A 21549-nucleotide genomic window follows, 5' to 3' on the forward strand; every position below is an offset into this window, starting at 1 on the left:
GGTTTCACCCGGGTCCTGCTGGCCGGGATCGCCCTGCTCACCCTCGCCCTCGCGGCCGGGCTGCTGCTCGCCCAGCGCGACTACAAGCGGATGCTCGCCTACTCGTCCATGGAACACATGAGCCTGCTCGCCCTCGCCGCGGCGATCGGCAGCCCCCTCGCCCTGACCGCCGCGCTGCTGCACATCGCCGGCCACGGACTCGCCAAGTCGGTCGCCTTCTGCGCCTCCGGCCGCATCCTCCAGCTGACCGGCACCGCGAAGATCGGCCGCGTGCGCGGGCTGCTCGCCAGGACGCCCGCACTGGCGGGCATGTTCGGGCTCGCGGCAGCGGCACTGATGGCCTTCCCGCCGTTCAGCCTCTTCGCCTCCGAACTGGGCATCGCCCGCACCGGTTTCGCCGCCGGGACCGGCCTCGCCCAGGTCACGTCCTTTGCCTTGCTGCTGGTGCTCGTCGCCTTCGCCGCGCTCGCCGCCCGCACCGCCCGGATGCTGCTCGGCCCGGCCCCTGTCCCGCCCACGCGCCCCGAGTCCGCCGCCGTCTGGCCCCTCGCCCTGGGCCTGGCCGCCTGCGCTGCCCTGGGCAGCGTCCTCGGCCCGCTCACCGACCTGCTGCACGCCGCCGCCCAGGCGATCGGAGGCCACTGACCCGATGCGCATCGATCAGATCAGCCTCTCTGAACTGCCCGGGCGCGCCAGGGAGTTGCTGATCGGCGGACACCGCCTCGCCCTGGTCGCCGCCCACCACGACGAACACGGCATCCGTGTGGTGCACCTGTTCGCGGCGGGCCCGCCCGACACCCGCACCGAACTCCATGTCCACCTCGACCGCGAGCGCCCCGAACTGCCGACGCTCGCCCATCTCTCCTTCCCCGCTGGCCGGTTCGAACGCGAGATGCGCGACCTGTTCGGCATCGTCCCCTGCGACCACCCGCTGCCCCGCCGCCTCGTGCGCCACTTCCACTGGCCGCGCGGCTGGTACCCGATGCGCCCCGCCGCCGCGCCCCCGCCGCTCTTCGGCGAGCAGGAGGGCCGCTACCCCTTCCTGGAGGTCGAGGGCGACGGCGTGTACGAGATCCCGGCCGGGCCGGTGCATGCGGGGCTGATCGAACCCGGGCACTTCCGCTTCTCCATCGTCGGCGAGACCATCCTGAGGCTCAAGGCCCGCCTCTGGTTCGTTCATAAAGGCGTGGAGATCACCGACCTCGCCCTCGGCCACTCCACCGTCCGCGACCGCTTCACCGGTACCGCCGTGCTGAAGACCGACGCCGCGCGGGAGATCGGCTGTCTCGGCTACGTCGCCCGCGCCAGCGGCCTCGCGTACGACGCCCGCGTCGCGCATCCCTTCACCGACTACGGTCCACGGCTTCGCATCCCGGTACACACCGGCGGCGACGTGCTCGCCCGCTTCCTGGTGCGCGCCGAGGAGATCGACACCTCCCTCGCCCTGCTCGAGCAGCTCGCCGGCGAGCTCAGCGCCCCGCGAGCCGTCCTGGCTCCGCCGCCCCTGCCGGGCACGGGACCCCGCACCGGTGTGGGCCTCGTGGAGGGCTGGCGGGGCACCATCACCACTCGTGTCGAACTCGCCCCCGACGGCACCCTGACCCGGGTCAAGCCGGTCGACCCGTCGTTCTTCAACTGGCCCGCCCTGCCGGTCGCGCTCGCGGACACGATGGTCCCCGACTTCCCCCCTGACCAACAAGAGCTTCAACCTCTCCTACGCGGGCAACGACCTCTGATCCGCCGCGCAGGGCGGCCCCGAGGTGCGTACGGACGATGACCGGGCGGACACGGGCCGAGCAGGTTTTCCCCCGCGGGGCGAGGGCAGGTGATGTGCAGGATCAGGTCTCTGGGCGGACACTGGACTCAAAGCTGTGGTCGCGGGCGTAGGAGACCAGGGCGCGATGGCCAGGAATCACGGCACGACACCCACTTCCGGTGCGGCGGATGTCGTCTTCACCCATTCCGTGTTCGGCGCCCCGTGCTGGGTGAGTCTGACCAGCCGCGACCTCGATGCCACCCAGGACTTCTACGGTGCCGTGCTGGGCTGGCAGTGCCGCAAGGCCAGGCTCGGCGAGCACTTCCGGACCGCGCTGGCGGACGGGGTCCCCGTCGCGGGGATCGCTGCGGTGGCCACCATGTGGCAGATGGCCGTGGCCTGGACGCCGTACTTCGCGGTGACGAACGCGGACGAGACTGTGGCCCGCACCCAGGAGCGATGCGGCACCCTGGCGGTCGGGCCGATCTCCTTCCCTCCCGGAAGAGCGGCGCTGCTCGCCGACCGCGACGGCGCCACCTTCGGGATCTGGCAGGGGAAGCTCGTCACCGAGTGGGAGACCTGGCGGCAGGTCGCACCCACCTTCATCACCCTGCACACCCGCGACGCCTTCGACGCCGCGATCTTCTACGGCCAGATCCTGGACTGGGCCTCGGATCTTCCCGGCTGCTGCGAGGTCGAGTACGCGGGCGACGAGGTGCTGCTGCGCAGTCAGGGTGACATCGTGGCCCGCATCGAGTCGGGCTCGGTCGAGGCGCCACCGGACCCCTCGGTGCGACCGCACTGGCAGGTCCACTTCTGCGTGGCCGACGTGGGACCGTGCGCCCGGGCCGCGGAGAAGCACGGCGGCAGCGTCCTGCGGGAGGGCGAGCACGAGGCTGTGCTGCGGGACCCCGACGGCGCCAAGTTCACGGTGACCTCGCGTCGGCGGCGCTGACCTCCCCGGCGTCCGCGTCTTACGGATCTCCCGGATCACGGATCTCCCGGATCTCCGGTGACGACGTCACCGCTTCCTGGTCAGCCACTCGGCCAGCACAGCGGCTTGGCTGTGGTCCACGTCCTTGGTGGCGGTCAGCAGCATGAGCTTGTCGTGCGCCGCCAGGTCACGTAGATGCTCTGCCGCCTCGCGGTGCCCCGCGTCGCGCAGCTCCGCCAGGTAGCGGCGACGGAACTCGGTGAAGCGGCTGGGCTCGTGGCCGTACCATTTGCGCAGGTCGGTGGAGGGGGCGACATCGCGCAGCCACTCGTCCAGATGCGCGTCCTCCTTGCGCATTCCCCGAGGCCAGACCCGGTCGACGAGCACGCGCTTTCCGTCCTGGGGCGAGGTCTCCTCGTAGACCCTGCGGCAGGTGATCTGTTTGGCCATGACGGTGCGCCCTTCCAGATCGTTTGGCCATCCCGGCCCAAGCGGGCGGACGGCGCTCCCCGCTGCGAAGCCGGGTTCCCCGAACCGCCCATTTTATCGAGAGCGGTCATACCGGACCGGTCGACCATCTGCCTGGCCGGTGCGCGACCGTGGGCGCGGTCGTTGGATCATGCGAGAGTGGGCGCATGACGCCATTGGCAGACTCGGTCGTGGCGGTCGACGAGGTCGAGGAACTCGCGGTGGACGGGCTGCGGTGGCTGACCGCGGCGGCGCGGGAAACCGTCGGCGAAGGCCTGGCCTGGGCGACCAGGCCCTCGGACGACGAGCTCAACCCGATGCTCTACAACGGTACGGCCGGGATCGTCCCCGTGCTCCTGGAGGCCTGGCGGCACTTCGGCGACGACTCCTACGCCGACACCGCCCTGCGCGCGGCCCGCGCCCTCGCGGACTCCCTCGACGGTGTCGACGACGGCTCCCTCTACTACGGCCGCACCGGAACGGCCCTCGTCCTGCGGGCCGTTCACGGTGAACTCGGCGACGCGGCCGCCGGTGCGGCCGCGGACCGTGCGCTCGGTCTGGTGCGGTCGGGCTTCGACGGGACGCGCTGGGGCGAGTTGTTCGAGCTGATGGGCGGCAACGCGGGGATCGGCCTCGGCGCGCTCGTGGCCGGTGACGCCGAGTTGGCCGTCCTCGCCCTGGAGCCGTATCTGCGGACGGCCGAGCAGACCGCGGCGGGCGTGCAGTGGGCCCAGCGCCCGGGCACCGACTCCCGTCTGCACCACATCTCGCACGGCACGCTCGGAATCGTCCTGGCGCTGGCCCGGGTCGGCCGGGCCACCGGGCGTGCTGACCTGGTCGAGCTGGCGCTGGCCGGTGCCGCGGACGTCGTGGCGCGTGACGAAGCGGGCCCGGAGGGCTTCCTGGTGCCGCACTCCACCCCGCAGTACCGACCGGACGTGATCGATCCCATCAGCTACGGCTGGTGCCACGGCCCGGCCGGCGACGCCCAGGTCTTCCGGCTGCTGCGCGACGTCACGGCCGACCCCATCTGGCCCGCCCTCGTCGACCGCTGCTGGCACACGGTCACCCACTCCGGTCTGCCCCGGCGGCCGCGCCCCGGCTTCTGGGACAACAACGGCCGCTGCTGCGGCACCGCGGGCGTTCTCGCCCTGGCCTGCGACCGGATCACCGAACAGCGTGACGGTGACGACTTCGCCCACGTCCTCGTCGCGGACCTCGCCGCCCGTGCGATCCGGGACACCGACGGTGCCCGCTGGTCCAACGTCGCGCACCGGTCCACCCCGGGCGATCTCGAACCGTGCACCGGCTGGGCGATGGGCAACGCGGGCATCGTCCGCGAACTCCTGCGTTTCGTACGGCTGAGCCGCGGGGGCGATCCCCGGTACGCGTTCACCTGGCCGGACCAGCCTGCGGTGCCCGCTCGGGCCACGGTGCGCCTCTCGGGTACCGACGCCATGTCGTGAGGGTCGGCTGCGCACGCCTGCGTCACTGCTTGGCACCGAAGTCCTGCGTCCACCACGGGCCGCCCGCACCCTGGTGAACACCCACACCGATGTCCTTGAACGAGCAGTTGAGAATGTTCGCCCTGTGACCGGGACTGTTCATCCAGGACTCCATGACGGATGCGGCGGTCTGCTGGCCCTGGGCGATGTTCTCGCCGTATGTGGACCAGCGATAGCCGGCGGCCGTGATGCGCTGGCCGGGGTCGGCGCCGTCCGGGTTGGTGTGGTCGAAGAAGTGGCGAGTGGCCATGTCGTCGGAGTGGCCCTGGGCCGCCTGCTGCAGTTGCGGGTCCTCGGTCAGGGGGCCGCAACCGGCGCCCGCCCGCTCCTTGTTCACCAGTGCGACCACCTGGCCGACGACGTCGGTCGGTTCCGACGCGGACGGCGCCGTGCTCGCCGGCGTCGTGGCCGGTCGGGCGGGCTGCCGCCCGGTGGGTCCGCTCGCCCTGCCGCGGCTCGGTGCCTTCCCCGTCCGCGGTTTCTTCGGCTTCGTCGGTGACGGGGAGGGCGAGGCCGACGGCGACACGCCACTGGCGCTGGGGGTGGCCAGGTCCAGGACGGGGGCGGCCGCTCTTCGCTCCGCACTCGCGCTGTCGCGACCGGTACCGGAATCCATGCCGAAATACCACAGACCACCCCCGACGACGCAGGTCGCGACGACGGCCCCGCCGACGGCCCGGCGCCGCATCCGCCGACGCCGACGGGACTGGCTACGCGAACCGGTCCCGCCCGGTATCCCACGTGGTGCGGTGGCCGGGTTGGAGCCGGTGCCGCCCCCGGTGACCCCGAGCGGCGTGGCGGAACCCGCCGGGACAACACCCCCCGCGGAGGCGGAGAGCCTGGCCGACAGCGCGGGCGACGCCGCGACCAGCGCCAGACCGGCCAGCAGTCCCTCCGCCGGCATCAGGCCGCTCCACAGTCCGCTGCACCGGGAGCAGCCCCGCGCGTGCCGGGCTATTCGCTTGCGCCACAGAGCCGAGGCCCTGCCGTCCCAGGAAGCCAGCACGACGCGCAGTTCCTCGCACCGTGGCCGTGCGTCGAGCGCTCGTACGACCACGCGGGCCGCCTCGAGCTGCGCCTTCATCCGCTGTACCCGGACCGCCGTGTGCTGGGGCGACAGGTCCAGAGCCGCGGCCACCTCGGCCCGGGTGAGCTCGCCGGCACACTCCAGCCACCACAGGGACAGCAGTCCCCGGTCGTCGGGTTCCAGCCAGCGCGTGGCCTGCGCTGTCTCCTGGCGCTGTCCGGCGAGCTGGAGTTGGACCACCGTCAGGTCGACGAAGTCGGCACCCGGATCGGCCAGATCCTCGGCTTCCTCCATCGTCCCCGGGGCGGAGCGCCGGTTCTGCCAGTGCGCCCGGACCTGGTTCATCGCGATCGCCACGAGCCAGGGGCGAAAGCGCTCAGGAGTGCGCAGTTCGCCCAGCCCGTCCAGGGCGCGCAGCATGGTCTCCTGCACCACGTCGTCGACGTCGACCGAGCCGTTCAGTGCCCGGCCCACGATGTTGTAGACCAGCGGGAGATAGGTGTGGACCAGCGCGTCCTGGGCTTGTGTGTCGCCCTCTCGGGCGGCCGTGACCAGTATCGCCGTCTCCGCCGCGTCCTGCGTACTCATACAAATGCTTCCCGTCATCGAGGCCGAACGATTCTGTCCGATAACTGGGAGATCACTCGACGCGCCCCGGATAACAGTTCTTCGGCAGTGAGTTTGAATCGGTGCGCGTAGCAAGGGCCGGACGTGCGGAGATGACCGGAGTCGTTCAGGTGCGCGCCGCGCTCGTCCAGAAGTCCCGCATCAGCGGGGTGGGGGTCGGGCGGGATGGCGGCGCGCTGTTCGGCCGTGAGGTGGTTGGTGGTCATGCGGCCGACCGAGGCGGGGGTGAGGAGGCGGTGGCCGTTGCCCTCGCCGCCGTTCAGCAGCATGCGGGCGAAGGCCAGCCAGTCGCCGACCGTGGCGGCGAGGCCCCCACCGCCCGAGTGGAACCGCGGGCGACGGCTCCGACGCCCGGGCGACCAGCATTCCCTGGAGGTCGTCGGCTCACTCGCTTACAAGCGGCGCTTCGGGAACCGGATGGTCTGATACTCCACGGCGGACAGCCCGTTCGGCAGCGACGTCGGGGCACCGCCCGGCGGCGGATTCGCCGTCAACGTCTTCCTCCGTGACCGCGACAACGTCTACCGGACCTGGCACACCAACGGACGTGGCGTCGAACAATTCGTTCGATGCCGGTCGGCGAGGACGCTGGTCAGTTGCGAGCGGCTGGACCGGACCGGTGCACACGGTGTGTCTACCGAGCGTCGGACCCGGCCCAAGACCATCGACCCGCACGTCGGCCGCGTCGCCTGACCTTGCGTGTCATGTCTGCAGGGCCTCGCCCTGGTCCCCGGGAACGCTCACTCGTTCGGCGGTAGGCAACACCCGGGAAAGGAGTCGGCAGCGGATCGGCAGGTGGACGAAGGGACGAGCGCCCGGACAGCGCGAGCAGCGCCTGGTGTGCGGATCTGGCCGGGTGTGCAGGCGGGTGTGTTGCCGGACAATGGGCAGCACCGGGGGCCCCGGCCCGATTCCGGCGGGCCGGGGCCCCACATCATGCACTCGGCGGCGGATCAGTCCCAGCCACCGTGGCGCCGGACCACGCGGAAGCTGGCCACCACTCCGTGCTTGACATGGATGTCGTCGACTCTGCGCGGGTGCACGCCTTCCGAGGAGCTGTGGGGCCCGACGATGGCGATGGGAGCGCCGTTGTCGCAGACCACCCCGCGGAAGACCTCGACGACCTTGTCGCTCTCGTTGCGGATGTTGATGCTCCGGGCGCCCAGGCCGCTGACCACGGTGATGCAGTCGCCGGGCCGGCTGGAGTACGACCGCTCGTTGATCAGGATCCGGCCCCAGTCACCCTCGCGGCCCCCGCGGCCCTCGCGGCCCTCGTTGCCCTTGCCCTGCCCGGATTCGCCGCCGAGGGGTGCCACGGCTGCAGCGGCCGGGGCCGCCTGGGGCACCGGGGCGTCGGCCGCCGACGCGTACGTGATGCCGGTCGCGGCCAGGGCTGCGGCGGCCGCGAGACCAGCGGTGACCACGGTGGAACGGGGGACCTTCATGTCGTTTCTCCTGTCTGCTGTCTCAGAGATACCGGCACGTCAGCCGGTCGTGATCAAAAGTACCTACAGCAGACACACCGGTCATATTGAATGACTGCCATTGGGCGCCGATCGGGGTATTTCCATCGAGACACGCCCCTCCCTCGAAGGCGCCATCGGGCGTCAAGTACCCGATGGCCAAGGTGGATTGATGCGACATTAGCCCTTTTGGCTGATCTCCTGATACCCACTCACTTGCCGCACCCCCAGCGTGTCGCTCCATCAGGAGGAGATCGAGCCGTGCTAAAGGGGCCCGGGTCGTTCGGGCCCTTCGCTGTTCGTCGGCCGGGCTGCCACGTGCGTCAGTGCGTGCCGCGGCCGCCCAAAAGGCCGGTGACCTGTGAGCGTACGACGTCCCACGCGGCGGTCGGCAGGTCGCCGAAGGCCGCCGCCCGCAGTGTGTGGAGGGCCTCCTCGGTGTCGGTGACGCACGGGACGCTGCCGCTGAGCACGTCATAGCCGTCGCGCACCGCGACCCGCAGCAGGTCGCCACCGCCGTCGACGTGCACCGCCGAGGCGACGGCGAGCGGCGGCGGTCCACCGGCCTCGCCGGCCAGTTTCCGGTACGCGCTGGCGATCGGTTCGCGCCAGCGCAGGCTGAGCAGGACGGGGCGCTTGGTCACCAGCTCGGCCAGGTCCGTCTCATGGACGCCGTCGGAATCCAGCACCATCGCCCGGGCGTCCAGGACGGTCACCGCGGGCAGCAGACAGCGCAGTGTGCTGCCCACGAGGTTGCCGCCGACCGTCGCCGTCCGCCGCACGGCCCCGGTGCCCACCGCGGCGGCCGCCAGGCGCAGCACGTCCGGCACCCGGTCGTCCATCCGGTGCAGGACCACGGCGCCGCCCACTGTCTCCCGCCCCAGCACGTTGGCCTCCGGCACTTCCCGAAGAGACATGGCCAGTTCGGGGAAGCCGTCCCGCTGCCATGTGGCCCACACGAGCGTGGCACCGCCGATCGGCACGGCTCCCTCGGACAGGCACTCCTGGGCCTCGGACACCGACGTGGGGAGACGCAACAACACAGCGACCGGCCTGCCTTTCTCGGGAGTCGACCGAAGGCGGTGGGTGATGCCGTGGCCGCCCGCCCTCGCCGAGGCAGTCTTCTCGCCCGGGCGGGGGCGCGTACAGGGCTCACACAAGCACGCTGTCCACGCTCTCGTCGGGCGGCGCCCACGCCCCGCCGTTCCGGACCGCCGGGCGGGGCTTTTGGACCCGCGCACCGGTGACCTTGTGGACCTGTCCAGGACCTGCGCGGTGCGGGCAGCGTGGGCGGTATGGACACACCTTCCGTTTCGTTCGCCCGGCTCGTCCCCGGCATGGCCGGGATGGCGCTGGTCGGCAGCAGCGTCACCGTCTCGCGCACGCTCATCGACGCACCGCTGTTCACCACCCAGGCGGTCCGGTACGCGGCCGCGACCGTGATCGTCCTGGTCATGGCGCGGCTCGCCGGTGCTCGGCTGCTGTGGCCGCGGGGCCGGGAGTGGCTGTGGCTGGCCGGGATCGCGGTCACCGGTCTGGTGCTGTTCAACGTGGCCGTGGTCCGGGGCGTCGGCCATGCGGAACCCGCGGTGGTCGCTGTCGCCGTCGCGTGCGTACCGGTGGTTCTCGGGGTGGTGGGCCCAGTGCTGGAGCGGCGCAGGCCGAGTCGGCAGGTGCTGTGGGCTGCTCCTGTCGTCATGGCGGGTGCGGTACTGGTGGAGGGGACGGGCCGCACCGATGCCGTCGGGGTGGCCTGGGCGGCGCTGGCCCTGGGCTGCGAGGCCGCATTCACGCTGCTCGCCGTGCCGGTGCTGCGGCGGCACTCGCCGTGGGGGGTGTCCGTGCACGCGATGTGGCTGGCCGGTGTGCTGCTGGCCGTCCTCGGCGCGGCGGTGGACGGGCCGTCGGCCGTACGGGAGTTGTCCGGGTCCCAGTGGGCGGCCGTCGGCTACCTGGCGTTGATGGTGACGGCGGTCGCCTTTGTCCTGTGGTACTCGACCGTTCGCGCCGCAGGAGCGGGGCGAGCGGGGTTGCTCACCGGTATCGCGCCGCTCGCCGCGGCCGTCGTCGGAGTCGTCTCGGGCAGCGGCGCGCCGAGGACGTCCGTGTGGCTGGGCATCGCCGTGCTGATCCTCGGCCTGGTCGCCGGCCTGCGTCCACACAGCGCTTCCGGCGCGCAGGCCACGGATGTGGATTCCGGGCCCCAGCGGGGGGTTCAGGCCGTGCCGTCCCGCTCCATAGCGGAATCCCCCCGTCAGCAAGTCCGGCGTAAGTAGGGTGATGCGCATGAAGGCACTTTTGTTGTCTGGTGGCTCAGGTACCCGATTGCGCCCCATAACCCATACTTCGGCGAAGCAACTCGTACCGGTCGCGAACAAACCGGTGCTGTTCTACGGCCTGGAGGCGATCGCCGAGGCAGGCATCACCGAGGTCGGGATCATCGTCGGGGACACCGCCGAGGAGATCCGGGAGGCGGTCGGCGACGGCTCCGCCTGGGGTCTGGAGGTCACCTACATCCCGCAGGCGGCACCGCTGGGGCTGGCCCATGCGGTGCTGATCGCCCGTGAGTTCCTGGGCGACGACGACTTCGTGATGTACCTCGGTGACAACTTCGTCGTCGGCGGCATCACGGATCTGGTGGACGCCTTCCGCGGCGAGCGGCCCGAGGCGCAGATCCTGTTGACGAAGGTGCCGGACCCGACCGCGTTCGGGGTGGCCGAGCTGGACGCGGCGGGGCAGGTGATCGGCCTGGAGGAGAAACCCAGGCACCCCAAGAGCGAGCTGGCGCTGGTGGGCGTCTATCTGTTCTCCCCCGCGATCCACCAGGCCGTGCGCTCCATCGAGCCGTCCTGGCGCGGCGAGCTGGAGATCACGCATGCGATCCAGTGGCTGATCGACACCGGACGTGATGTGCGTTCCACGATCATCTCCGGGTACTGGAAGGACACCGGTAACGTCACCGACATGCTCGAGGTCAACCGCTCGGTCCTGGAGACCCTGGAGCGCCGGATCGACGGCACGGTCGACGACGACAGCGAGATCATCGGCCGGGTGCGGATCGAGGCCGGGGCGAAGGTCACCGGCAGCCGGATCGTGGGCCCGGTGGTCGTCGGCGCGAACACCATGATCACGGACTCGTACGTCGGCCCCTTCACCTCGATAGCCGGGGACTGCCGGATCGACGACAGCGAGATCGAGTACTCGATCGTGCTGCGCGACTCCTCGATGAGCGGGGTCCGGCGGGTGGAGGCCTCCCTCATCGGCCGCAGCGTCGAGGTCACTCCCGCACCCCGTAAGCCCGCCGCCCACCGTTTCGTCCTCGGCGACCACAGCAAGGTGCAGATATCGTCATGACGGTCCCCGTGTCCCCTCCCGCCCGCCCGACCCGGATTCTGGTGACCGGCGGTGCCGGTTTCATCGGCTCGCACTACGTCCGCACGCTGCTCGGTCCGGCCGGCCCGGGTGAGGTGGCGGTCACGGTGTTGGACAAACTCACCTACGCGGGTAATCCGGCCAATCTCGACGAGGTGCGCGATCACCCCGGGTTCGCCTTCGTCCAGGGTGACATCTGCGACGCCGCGCTGGTCGACGAACTGCTCGCCGAGCACGACCAGGTGGTCCACTTCGCCGCCGAGTCGCACGTGGACCGCTCGATCCTGGGCGCCAACGAGTTCATCCGGACCAACGTCCTCGGCACCCAGACACTGCTGGACGCGGCGCTGCGCCACGGAGGTTCGAAGACCTTCGTGCACATCTCCACCGACGAGGTCTACGGCTCCCTCGACTTCGGCTCCTGGCCGGAGACGGACCCGCTGTGCCCCAACTCCCCCTACGCCGCCTCCAAGGCGGCCGGCGACCTGATCGCCCTCGCCCATCACCGCACCCACGGCCTCGACGTGCGGGTGACCCGCTGCTCCAACAACTACGGGCACCATCACTTCCCCGAGAAGGTCATCCCGCTGTTCATCACGAACCTGCTGGACGGCAGGAAGGCCCCGCTGTACGGCGACGGCGGCAACGTCCGCGACTGGCTGCACATCGACGACCACGTCCAGGGCATCGAGCTGGTGCGCACCAAGGGGCGCGCCGGTGAGGTCTACAACATCGGCGGCGGCACCGAGTTGACCAACAAGGAACTGACCGCGCTGCTGCTGGAGGCCTGCGGCGCGGACTGGGACACCAGCGTCGAGTACGTCGCCGACCGCAAGGGCCACGACCGCCGCTACTCCGTGGACTGCACGAAGATCCGCGACGAGCTCGGCTACGCGCCCCGAAAGGACTTCGCCACCGGCCTTGCGGAGACGGTCACCTGGTACCGCGAGAACCGCGCCTGGTGGGAGCCGCTGAAGGAGCGAGCGGCGCTGCGGTGACGCGTCCACGCCCTCTTCACGACGAACAGACGAACAGGTGACCATGACCACCGCTTGGCTGATCACCGGCGCCACCGGAATGCTCGGGCAGGACGTCCTGGAGCGGCTTCGCCGGGACGGAGAGACGGCCGTCGGCCTGGCCCGCGGCGGTCTCGACATCACGGACGCCGACGCGGTGCGCGATGCGATCGACGTGCACCGGCCCCGGATCGTCGTCAACTGCGCCGCCTGGACGGCCGTTGACGACGCCGAGGCACGCGAGGCGGACGCCCTGCGGGTCAACGGCGACGGGCCCCGGCACCTCGCCGAGGCGTGTGCGAAAACGGGTGCCAGGCTGATCCAGATCTCGACGGACTATGTGCTCGCGGGCGACGCGACCAGCCCGTGTCCCGAGGACGCCCCGGCGGCACCGCGCAGCGCGTACGGACGTACCAAACTGGCGGGAGAACAGGCGGTACGGGCGGTGCTCCCGGACGCGGGGTACGTCGTGCGCACGGCCTGGCTGTACGGGGCGGGAGGCGGCAACTTCGTCGACACGATGATCGATCTGGAGTCGGTCAAGGACACCGTCGACGTGGTCGACGACCAGCGCGGACAGCCGACCTGGACGGTGGACCTCGCGGACCGGCTCGTACGGCTCGGGCAGGCCGCCCTGGCCGGTGGCGCGCCCGCCGGGGTCTACCACGGCACCAGCGGTGGTGAGACGACCTGGTTCGGGCTGGCCCGGGAGATCTTCCGGCTGCTCGGCGCGGACCCCGGCCGGGTGCGGCCGACCACCAGCACGGCCTTCGCCCGGCCCGCTCCCCGCCCCGCGTACAGCGTCCTGGGGCACGAGGGCTGGCGCCGGACGGGGATCGGACCGATCCGTCCCTGGCGCGAGGCGCTGGAGGCGGCGTTTCCGGCTCTCCTCAACGAGAAGAAAGGTTCCGCCCGGTGAACTTCAGGATCCAGCCGACCGCCCAGGTCGACGAGACAGCGGCGATCGGTGACGGGACGACGGTCTGGGACCTGGCCCAGATACGGGAGGACGCCCGGCTGGGCAGCGGGTGCATCGTGGGCCGGGGGGCGTATGTCGGCCCAGGGGTGCGGATCGGCGACAACGTGAAGCTCCAGAACTACGCGTTGGTCTACGAACCCGCCCAGCTCGGTGACGGGGTGTTCGTCGGACCGGCGGCGGTTCTCACCAACGACCACTTCCCCCGTTCGGTCGATCCGCAGGGCCGGCTCAAGCGCGGTGGCGACTGGGAGGCCGTGGCGGTGGTGGTGGGCGAGGGAGCGTCCCTGGGGGCCCGCTCGGTGTGCGTGGCGCCGGTACGTATCGGTCGTTGGGCGCTGGTCGCGGCGGGTGCCGTGGTGACCCGGGACGTGCCGGACTTCGCGCTCGTGGCGGGCGTTCCGGCGCGCCGGATCGGCTGGGTCGGCCGGGCCGGCGTGCGGCTGATGGCGCGGGACGGCGATCCGGGTGGCTGGGAGTGTCCCGAGACGGGAGCGCTGTACGACGAGAAGGACGGCGAACTCGCCGAGCGTGCATGACAACTGATTCTCCCAAAACGCCAATCCTCGAACACGCGCAGGCATAACATGTGTGCGAACTGTGCAGACCGGGCACAGTGAGCGCACAAACCAGTGCCCAGGGGGGTTACCGGGTGGGTACACCTGTGTCCAAAGCGAGGAGTGACCACCACTCCGACGCCTGACGTCTGAAGTCCGACGTATGCCTTCCGCCGCGTGGCCGTCCGCGACGCGGCGTTCACAAGCCTGCGCACAACGGGACCCACAGGGGGGTTGGTGTGTCCGAAGGATGACTACAACACGTCTGGCGGCGCTCGGTCGTGAGGAGCCGTCACTCCTCGCGCTCGCCCAACGGCTGCTCACCGTGGCGGAGTCGGGGCTTCCGTCGATGCTGCTCCCCGGTCGCGAGGCCTTCGTCTTCACCATGGCCGGGCGGAAGGCACCCGATGGCTCATGGACCTTGGAACGGCGCGGGACCAGCACCCGGTACGCGGCCATCACCGCGCTGGGAGCGCGGTTCCTCCCCGAGCAGCGCCAGTGCGCGGTGCTCGGCGGGCGCAGCGCCCAGGAGTTCACGGGCCTGCTGATCGAGTCCCTGCCGGCGGTGACCAATCTCGGTGACGCGGCGCTCATCGCCTGGGCGGCCGCCGAGACCGAACACCCCAAACTGTCCGACGCCGTCGCCCGAGTCGACGCCTTGGACGAGGAGAACCGGCCGCAGTACACCGTCGAGGCGGCCTGGGTGCTGTCCGCCCTCGCGGCGGCTCGCGGCACGGTCGATGTGGAGAGACGTTTCGCCTCGGCCCGAGACCGACTGCTGCGGGCCCGGATCGGCGACAGCCCCCTGTTCCCGCACGCCACCGGGCCCGGCAAGGTGCCCTGGTACCGGGCGCACGTGAGCTGCTTCGCCGACCAGACGTACCCGCTCCAGGCGCTGGCCCGCGCGCACGCCAGCGGCGAGGGGGACGGCGATCCGGAGGCGCTGGCCGCGGCCGAGGCGTGCGCGGCGCGCATCTGCGAGGCGCAGGGCGAGGGCGGGCAGTGGTGGTGGCACTACGACGCACGCACGGGTGGTGTCGTCGAGGGGTACCCGGTCTACAGCGTCCACCAGCACGCGATGGCGCCGACCGCCCTGTTCGACCTCGCCGACGCCGGCGGCACCGACTTCGGCGCGTCGGTCCGCAAGGGCCTGCGCTGGATGACGGACGTGCCCGAACTGGCCGAACACCCGGAGCACCACAAGCCGTTGATCCTCGACGAGCTCGGTGCCACCTGGCGCAAGGTCTACCGGGGCGACCCGAAGAAGGCCGTACGCGCCGCCCGGGGACTCGGCACCCGAGTCGTTCCGAACCTGCGGCTGACCTCCCTGGACCGGATGTACCGGCCCCTCTCCGTGGACCGCGAATGCCGGCCCTACGAGTTCGGCTGGATGCTCCACGCCTGGCAGGGGGGCCGGATATGAGCGGGCGTCGGACACTGTTCGGGGTCGAGCTGGACCCGCTGACCATGGACGAGACCGTGGAGCGCTGCCTCGAAGCGGTCCGGGACGGCAGACAGCTCGAGATCGGGGTGGTCAACGCCGCGAAGCTGGTGCACATGCGTCGCGACGCACGGCTCGCCCGGGCCGTGTCCGGCTGCGACCTCGTCCTGGCCGACGGACAGGCCGTGGTCTGGGCCGGCCGGGTGTTACGCGCACCGCTGCCGGAACGCGTGGCCGGTATCGACCTCTTCCTTCGGCTGCTGACGGAGGCGGAGAAGGCGGGCATGCCGGTGTACTTCCTCGGCGCCGGACAGGACGTGCTGGAGCAGATGCTGCGCCGGGTGGCCGACCGCTTCCCCGGCCTGAAGGTGGCCGGCAGCCGCAACGGCTACTTCGACGACTCCCAGCAGGAGGCGATAGCGCAGGCGATCGCCCGAAGCGGCGCCCAGCTGCTGTTCCTCGGCATGACCTCGCCCAAGAAGGAGATCTTCACCGCCGCCTACGGTGCACGCACCGGCGCCCGCGTCGTACACGGTGTCGGCGGCTCCTTCGACATCCTGGCCGGGGTCACCAAGCGGGCCCCCGCGTCCTGGCAGCGGTGGGGCCTGGAGTGGCTCTACCGCGCGCTGCAGGAACCACGCCGTCTGGGCCGGCGCTATCTCACCACCAATGCTGCCTTCCTCCTCATGACGGCGCGAGAGCTCATCCGGCTCAACCCGTCGACCACTCCCGCGAACAGGAGTCACTGATGCGCGTCGTCGTGGTTGGACAGGGATACGTCGGCCTGCCACTGGCCATCCGCGCTGCCGAGGTCGGACACGAGGTGATCGGCTACGACGTCGACTCCCGGCGGGTCAAGAGCCTGTCGGCCGGTGAGTCCTTCGTCGAGGACGTCTCCTCCGAGCGGATCCGCGCGGCACTCGACCGGGGCGCCTACCGCCCGAGCGAATCGGCCCGCGACTGCGGCGGTTTCGACGTCGCCGTCGTGACCGTTCCGACCCCGCTGCACGAAGGCACCCCCGACCTCCGCTACATCAGGGAATCGGCGGTCACCCTCGCCCGCTATCTGCGCCCCGGAGCCACCGTCGTCCTGGAGTCGACCACGTATCCGGGCACCACCCAGGAGTTGTTCGGGCCCATCCTGGAGGACGGCTCGGGCCTCGCCGCCGGCACCGACTTCCACCTCGGCTACAGCCCCGAGCGGATCGACCCGGGAAACACCGTCTGGGGTTTCAAGGAGACCCCGAAAGTCGTGTCCGGCGTCGACGCGGCGTCGCTCGAGGCCGTTCGGGGCTTCTATGCCGGGCTCGTCGACACCACCGTGCCGGTGAGCTCGCCGAAGGAGGCCGAACTCGCCAAGCTGCTGGAGAACACCTTCCGCCATGTGAACATCGCGCTGGTCAACGAGATCGCGATGTTCGCCCACCACCTGGACATCGACGTCTGGCAGGCCATCGACGCCGCCTCCACCAAACCCTTCGGCTTCATGAGGTTCACGCCCGGACCGGGCGTCGGCGGCCACTGCCTGCCCATCGATCCCTCGTACCTGTCCTGGCGGGTGCAGCGCGAACTCGGCCAGAGCTTCCGCTTCGTGGAACTGGCCAACGACATCAACAACCACATGCCCGAGTACGTGGCGCGCCGCATCGGCGACCTGTTCAACGAAAGACGCCGCTCCGTGAACGGCTCGCACATCCTGCTGCTCGGTCTGGCGTACAAGAAGAACACCGGCGACGCCCGCGAGTCGCCCGCCCTGCGCATCTCCCAGCTGCTGCTCGACATGGGGGCCCAGGTCAAGGCGGCGGATCCGCATGTCGTCGAGGGCCTGCCGGTGGACACCCGGCTGGTGCGGGTCGAGCTGACGCCCCGGGAGCTGGCCGCCGCCGATGTGGTGGTGCTGCTCGCCGACCATGACAGCTTCGACTACGAACTCGTCGCCGAGCACGCCCCGTTCGTCCTCGACTGCCGGCGACGGCTGCCGTCCGGACCCACGATCGAGGTGCTCTGAGCCATGCCGCGCATCCTCTGCGTCGCCGGGGCGCGACCCAACTACATGAAGATCAAGCCGGTGATGGAAGCCCTGGAGCGCCGGGGCGCCGAGGTGGTCCTCGTCCACACCGGCCAGCACTACGACCGGGCCATGAACGACGTGTTCTTCTCCGACCTCGGCATCCGGCCGCCCGACCGGTTCCTCGGGGTCGGGTCCGGCACCCATGCCGAGCAGACCGGACGTGTGATGACCGCGTTCGAGCCCCTGCTCGGCGAGGTGTCCCCGGACATCGTCGTCGTGGTCGGGGACATCAACTCCACCCTGGCCTGCGCCCTGGTCACCGCCAAGGCCGGACCGCTGCTGGCCCATGTCGAGGCGGGCCTGCGCAGCCGTGACTGGAGCATGCCGGAGGAGGTCAACCGGGTCGCCACCGACCGCGTCAGCGACTACCTGCTCGCTCCCTCGCCCGACGCCGCCGAGAACCTGCGCGCGGAGGGGTACCGGGACGACCAGATCCACCTCGTCGGCAACGTCATGATCGATACCCTGCTGGCCAACCTGGAGCGGGCCAGAAGCTCGGACGTCCTGAGCCGGTACGGCCTGGTCAGAGGCGAGTACGGCCTGGTCACCCTGCACCGCCCCGCCAACGTGGACGACCCCGAGGTCCTCGCCGCGCTCCTGAAGGCCCTGGGCGAGATCGCCGGCCGCTGCCCGCTCCTGCTGCCCGTGCACCCGCGCGCGGCGCAGCGGCTGGCCGACATCGGTGTCCCCGGCGGCATCCGGCTCGTGCCGCCCGCCGGATACCTGGACTTCATAGCCCTGCAGGACTCCGCCCGGGTCGTGCTGACCGACTCCGGGGGCGTGCAGGAGGAGACCACCGCGCTGGGTGTGCCGTGCGTGACCCTGCGGGACAACACCGAGCGGCCCGTCACCGTCGAGCAGGGCACCAATGTGCTGGCCGGCCGTGATCCGGCGCGCATCGTGACCACCGTGCACCGGGTGCTGGACGACCCGCCCGCGCCGCGTCGGCCCGGACTGTGGGACGGTCGCGCGAGCGACCGCATCGCCGACGTGCTGCTGGCGGGAGGCACCGCGAGCACGCGGCCGAGGCCCACCGACCAAACCTTCCCCCTGTGATCCGCCGGCGACTTATGCTCGTCGGGGGGCGGGTCACGAGGGGGGACCACCATGGATCTGGCTGAGATCTTCCGTGTCATGCGCAGGCGCTGGTACGTCCTGCTGCCCGGACTGTTGCTGACCGCCGGTCTGACGGTCGCCGTGGCCCTGCTGGTTCCGGTCACCTACCAGTCGCAGAGCACGGTCGTTCTGCTGAACTCCCAGAAGGCCACGGTGGCCTATGACGGCAACCCGTTCCTGAGCGCCCAGACCTCGCTCACCGGCATGGCCGACAGCCTGGCCCGCAACCTGAACTCCGACGGCTCGCTCCGGGGCCTCAAGTCCCGCGGCGCCACGGGCACGTTCGAGGCCAAGCTCGCCGACAACGCGCAGGGACCGCTGATGTGGCTCACCGTCACCGGCACCGACAAGGCCGCCGTGCTGGCCTCGGACCGCATCCTGACCACGTACGCCAAGGACCGGCTGGAGCAGTTCCAGAAGCAGCAGTCGGTCGCCCCGAAGGCCATGATCCGGATGACGACCGTCGTGCCGCCGCAGAACCCGGTGGCGCAGACCAAGACCCGGCTCGAGTACCTGGTCATGGCCGGGTGCCTGGGCCTGGTGCTGAGCCTGGTCGCCGTCTTTTATGTGGAGGCGCGCCGCCGCTCACGGACGTCGGCGGGGCCGGAAGCACCCGCACAGGCGGCGGCCGGGGAACCGGGGGCGGAACAGACGACGGCCCTTAGGACGACGCCCAGCTGGTCGCGGTCCGCCGAGATCCAGAACGCCGCGGAGCCGCGGGCCGGACGGCCCGTCGTGGCCGTGGCGCCCGCCGCCGAGCCGCTCGACGAGGAGTCGACTCATGGACAGCGTTCGCACACCGGACGGCGGGACCGCTGAGCCGAGCGACACCTCCGTCCCCAACTCCCTCGGAACCAAGGTCCGTTCAGCGGCACGGTGGAGCCTGATCAACACCGTGGTGATGCGCCTGGGCAACTTCGCCACCGGCATCCTGCTGGCGCGCTTCGCCCTCGGGCCGGCCCAGTGGGGCGTCTACGGCATCGCCCAGACCGTTCTCCTGGTCCTGCTGTCCGCCAACGAACTGGGGGTCAGCCTGGCCATCGTCCGCTGGGACGGCGACCCCCGCCGTTTCGCTCCGACGGTACTGACGCTGGCCACCGTGTCCAGCGGCCTGCTGTATGCCGTCCTCTTCGTCTGCGCACCGACGGTGGCCGGGCTGCTCGACTCCCCCGGCGCCTCGGGCGTGCTGCGGGTGATGTGTCTGTGCCTGGTGATCGACGGAGTGGCCCAGGTGCCCGCCGGCTTTCTGACCCGGGAGTTCGCGCAGGGCAGGCGGATGCTGGTCGACGCGCTCAACTTCGTCCTGAGCACCGCCGTGACGCTGGTGCTGGCCTTCGCCGGATGGGGCGCGATGAGCTTCGCCGTGGGTGCGGTCGCGGGCAACGTCGCCGCCCTCGTCGGCTGTGCCCTGGCCGCCCCCGGGACCCTGCGGTTCGGCTGGGATCCCCAACAGGCCCGTGCGCTGCTGAGGTTCGGGCTGCCCCTGGCCGGCGCGAGCCTCCTCGCCCTCGCCGTCGTCAATGTGGACACCATGGTCGTCGGCTCCACACTCGGCCAGGTGTCCCTCGGTTTCTACGTCCTGGCGTTCAACATGTCCGGCTGGCCGGTACGCGTCGTCTCCGAGGCCGCCCGCCGCGTCTCCTTCGCCGGCTTCTCCCGCCTCGCCGACTCCCCGCAGGCCCTCGCCCGGGGCTTCAGCCGCGCTCTGGGTGTCCTGGTGACCGGCACCGTACCCCTGTGTGTACTGCTCGGCGGCCTCGCCGCCCCGGTCGTCCACCTGGTGTACGGGAGCACGTGGCTGCCCGCCGCCGATGCGCTGCCCTGGCTGATGGCCCTGGGCCTGGTCCGCATCGGCTGTGAACTCGCCTACGACTGCCTGGTCGCCACCGGGCAGCGCCGCTCGCTCGTTCTCACCCAGGGGCTGTGGGTCGTCGCGCTCGTCCCGGCCCTGATCGTCGGCGCCCGCCTGGGCGGCATCGTCGGCGTCTCCCAGGGCCATGTGCTGGTCGCCGCCGGACTCGTCGTACCCGCCTTCCTCCACGCCCTCGGCCGGGCCGGGATCGGCCTCGTCCCCATCGCCAGGGCCTGCGCGTGGCCCTTCTTCGCAGGGAGCGTGATGACCGTGGTGATCCTCGTCGCGAAGCGGCTCCTCGGCGACGGCAGCCCCGCCCTGTTCGTCGTCGGCGCGGCCGCCCTGGCCTGCTACGTGGTGTGCGTGCTGCCCAGCCGCCGTTTCCTGCTCGGCTCCCGGACGGCGGGGACCGTATGACGAGCCTGCGCCGCCTGCTCGCCGGGCTGGCCCTCCTGCTGTGCGCCGCCTGTTCCTCGGCCTCCCCAGGCACCGACTCGGCGCCGCCCGCCCGGAGCCACTCCCCCGGCGCGCTGCACGCCACCACGGCGCCGCCCGGCGAATCCGGCTTCCCCGACGCCCGCACCACCGGTCCCCGCATCTCCCTCACACCGCACTCCACGGGGAACCTGAGCGTCACGACCGACGGGACCGTCATCCAAGGGTGGGACATCACGGGCTCACTCGACGTCTACGCCGACGACGTGACCGTCATCGACAGCAGGATCACGTCGGCCAACTGGTGGGGCGTGAACCTGCGCCCCGGCCACCGCGGCCTGAGGATCCTCCACAGCACCATCACCGCCGTCCCCGGCAAGGGCCCCGACAACGGCGGGGTGGACTACGCCGTCTCCAACATGGGCACCAGCTCCGTCGAGGTCGGCTGGTGCGACATCTCGGTCTTCGGCAACGCCCTGTCCATGGGACAGGGGTACGTCCACGACACCTACGTCCACGACCTCGTCGCCTTCCGCAACAACGGGGGCGAGTGGCAGCACACCGATGCGGTGATCAGCGGCGGCGGCAACAAGGGCAAGCTGATCATCCGTCACAATGCACTGCTCAACCCGGTCGGTGTCGACCGGGGAGCGTCCGCCGCCCTGGGTCTGTTCGCCGACACCGGCCACGTCTCCGCCACGGTCGTCGACGGCAATCTCCTGGCCGGCGGCGCGTACGCCCTGTACGGGGGTGGCCCGGGCGCCACCGGGATCACGGTCACCGACAACGTCTTCTCCACCCGCTACCACCGCAACAGCGGCTTCTACGGAGCCGTCACCGCCTGGAACGCCGGTGGTTCCGGCAACGTCTGGCGCAACAACCGCTTCTCCGACGGCACCCCGGTCAGCCCCGCGCCGACCGGCTGAGGAAGAG

Annotated in this window: 21 protein-coding genes and 1 pseudogene; 17 read left to right on the top strand and 5 right to left on the bottom strand. The window is 71.1% G+C overall.

The features are described 5' to 3' along the window. From ACWC2T_RS36000 to ACWC2T_RS36010, 3 genes are all read left to right on the top strand, one after another. Positions 1-645 (top strand): proton-conducting transporter transmembrane domain-containing protein (locus ACWC2T_RS36000; protein WP_450674546.1); only part of this gene is annotated, 645 nt, incomplete at its 5' end. A gap of 4 nt (positions 646-649) precedes the next feature. Further along, a complete protein-coding gene (locus ACWC2T_RS36005) occupies positions 650-1777 on the top strand; it encodes an NADH-quinone oxidoreductase subunit D-related protein (protein ID WP_450674547.1) in 1128 nt (375 codons plus the stop codon). A 124-nt stretch (positions 1778-1901) separates the two neighbouring features. Then, positions 1902-2711, top strand: a complete 810-nt coding sequence (locus ACWC2T_RS36010; RefSeq protein ID WP_351212548.1) for a VOC family protein — start codon at positions 1902-1904, stop codon at positions 2709-2711. 66 nt (positions 2712-2777) lie between these two features. Here ACWC2T_RS36010 and ACWC2T_RS36015 read toward each other — a convergent pair whose 3' ends face one another. Then, entirely contained in the window at positions 2778-3140 is a 363-nt protein-coding gene (locus ACWC2T_RS36015; protein WP_450674548.1) for a DUF488 domain-containing protein, read from the bottom strand. A 185-nt stretch (positions 3141-3325) separates the two neighbouring features. Between ACWC2T_RS36015 and ACWC2T_RS36020 the strand changes: the two genes are divergently transcribed. Then, positions 3326-4624 carry a lanthionine synthetase LanC family protein gene (locus tag ACWC2T_RS36020; RefSeq protein WP_450674549.1) on the top strand — a complete coding sequence of 433 codons (1299 nt, stop codon included), beginning with the start codon at positions 3326-3328 and terminating at the stop codon, positions 4622-4624. A gap of 22 nt (positions 4625-4646) precedes the next feature. Here ACWC2T_RS36020 and ACWC2T_RS36025 read toward each other — a convergent pair whose 3' ends face one another. Together ACWC2T_RS36025 and ACWC2T_RS36030 are read right to left on the bottom strand one after the other, a co-directional pair. After that, positions 4647-6278: a sigma-70 family RNA polymerase sigma factor gene (locus tag ACWC2T_RS36025; protein WP_450674550.1), complete on the bottom strand. Its 1632-nt coding sequence runs from the start codon at positions 6276-6278 to the stop codon at positions 4647-4649. Between the two features lie 14 nt (positions 6279-6292). Then, positions 6293-6586 (bottom strand): hypothetical protein, encoded by a 294-nt coding sequence (locus ACWC2T_RS36030; RefSeq protein WP_450674551.1) that lies wholly within the window; start codon positions 6584-6586, stop codon positions 6293-6295. Between the two features lie 115 nt (positions 6587-6701). Between ACWC2T_RS36030 and ACWC2T_RS36035 the strand changes: the two are divergent. Beyond that, a pseudogene (locus ACWC2T_RS36035) lies at positions 6702-6878 on the top strand (DUF899 domain-containing protein); the annotation flags it as partial. Between the two features lie 392 nt (positions 6879-7270). On the opposite strand, the gene ACWC2T_RS36040 reads toward ACWC2T_RS36035, so the two are convergent. Next, positions 7271-7762 carry a hypothetical protein gene (locus tag ACWC2T_RS36040; protein WP_450674552.1) on the bottom strand — a complete coding sequence of 164 codons (492 nt, stop codon included), beginning with the start codon at positions 7760-7762 and terminating at the stop codon, positions 7271-7273. Between the two features lie 341 nt (positions 7763-8103). Next, positions 8104-8823 carry an FAD binding domain-containing protein gene (locus ACWC2T_RS36045; RefSeq protein WP_450674553.1) on the bottom strand — a complete coding sequence of 240 codons (720 nt, stop codon included), beginning with the start codon at positions 8821-8823 and terminating at the stop codon, positions 8104-8106. 252 nt (positions 8824-9075) lie between these two features. Here ACWC2T_RS36045 and ACWC2T_RS36050 point away from each other — a divergent pair, with 252 nt between their 5' ends. From ACWC2T_RS36050 to ACWC2T_RS36105, 12 genes are all read left to right on the top strand, one after another. After that, entirely contained in the window at positions 9076-10056 is a 981-nt protein-coding gene (locus ACWC2T_RS36050) for a DMT family transporter (RefSeq protein ID WP_450674554.1), read from the top strand. 10 nt (positions 10057-10066) lie between these two features. Continuing rightward, positions 10067-11134 (top strand): glucose-1-phosphate thymidylyltransferase, encoded by a 1068-nt coding sequence (locus ACWC2T_RS36055; RefSeq protein WP_450674555.1) that lies wholly within the window; start codon positions 10067-10069, stop codon positions 11132-11134. Continuing rightward, positions 11131-12150 (top strand): dTDP-glucose 4,6-dehydratase, encoded by a 1020-nt coding sequence (rfbB, locus tag ACWC2T_RS36060; protein ID WP_450674556.1) that lies wholly within the window; start codon positions 11131-11133, stop codon positions 12148-12150. The genes ACWC2T_RS36055 and rfbB overlap by 4 nt, the downstream gene beginning before the upstream one ends. 43 nt (positions 12151-12193) lie before the next feature. Next, a complete protein-coding gene (rfbD, locus tag ACWC2T_RS36065; protein WP_450674557.1) occupies positions 12194-13087 on the top strand; it encodes a dTDP-4-dehydrorhamnose reductase in 894 nt (297 codons plus the stop codon). Continuing rightward, positions 13084-13683: an acyltransferase gene (locus ACWC2T_RS36070; protein WP_450674558.1), complete on the top strand. Its 600-nt coding sequence runs from the start codon at positions 13084-13086 to the stop codon at positions 13681-13683. Before rfbD ends, ACWC2T_RS36070 begins: the two co-directional genes overlap by 4 nt. Positions 13684-13951: 268 nt before the next feature. Continuing rightward, positions 13952-15124, top strand: a complete 1173-nt coding sequence (locus ACWC2T_RS36075; protein WP_450674559.1) for a hypothetical protein — start codon at positions 13952-13954, stop codon at positions 15122-15124. Then, the gene (locus ACWC2T_RS36080; protein ID WP_450674560.1) at positions 15121-15891 is read left to right on the top strand and encodes a WecB/TagA/CpsF family glycosyltransferase; all 771 of its coding nucleotides are present in this window, start codon (positions 15121-15123) and stop codon (positions 15889-15891) included. The genes ACWC2T_RS36075 and ACWC2T_RS36080 overlap by 4 nt, the downstream gene beginning before the upstream one ends. Next, positions 15891-17150: a nucleotide sugar dehydrogenase gene (locus ACWC2T_RS36085; protein WP_450674561.1), complete on the top strand. Its 1260-nt coding sequence runs from the start codon at positions 15891-15893 to the stop codon at positions 17148-17150. The genes ACWC2T_RS36080 and ACWC2T_RS36085 overlap by 1 nt, the downstream gene beginning before the upstream one ends. Before the next feature lie 3 nt (positions 17151-17153). Beyond that, complete coding sequence (gene wecB, locus ACWC2T_RS36090) at positions 17154-18269, top strand: non-hydrolyzing UDP-N-acetylglucosamine 2-epimerase (RefSeq protein WP_450674562.1); 1116 nt, start codon at positions 17154-17156, stop codon at positions 18267-18269. A 51-nt stretch (positions 18270-18320) separates the two neighbouring features. After that, positions 18321-19148 (top strand): Wzz/FepE/Etk N-terminal domain-containing protein, encoded by an 828-nt coding sequence (locus tag ACWC2T_RS36095; RefSeq protein ID WP_450674563.1) that lies wholly within the window; start codon positions 18321-18323, stop codon positions 19146-19148. Further along, complete coding sequence (locus ACWC2T_RS36100; RefSeq protein ID WP_450674564.1) at positions 19111-20598, top strand: oligosaccharide flippase family protein; 1488 nt, start codon at positions 19111-19113, stop codon at positions 20596-20598. Before ACWC2T_RS36095 ends, ACWC2T_RS36100 begins: the two co-directional genes overlap by 38 nt. Further along, a complete protein-coding gene (locus ACWC2T_RS36105) occupies positions 20595-21542 on the top strand; it encodes a hypothetical protein (RefSeq protein ID WP_450674565.1) in 948 nt (315 codons plus the stop codon). Before ACWC2T_RS36100 ends, ACWC2T_RS36105 begins: the two co-directional genes overlap by 4 nt. Positions 21543-21549: the final 7 nt, after the last annotated feature.

The sequence above is a fragment of the Streptomyces sp. NPDC001393 genome (assembly GCF_053597455.1).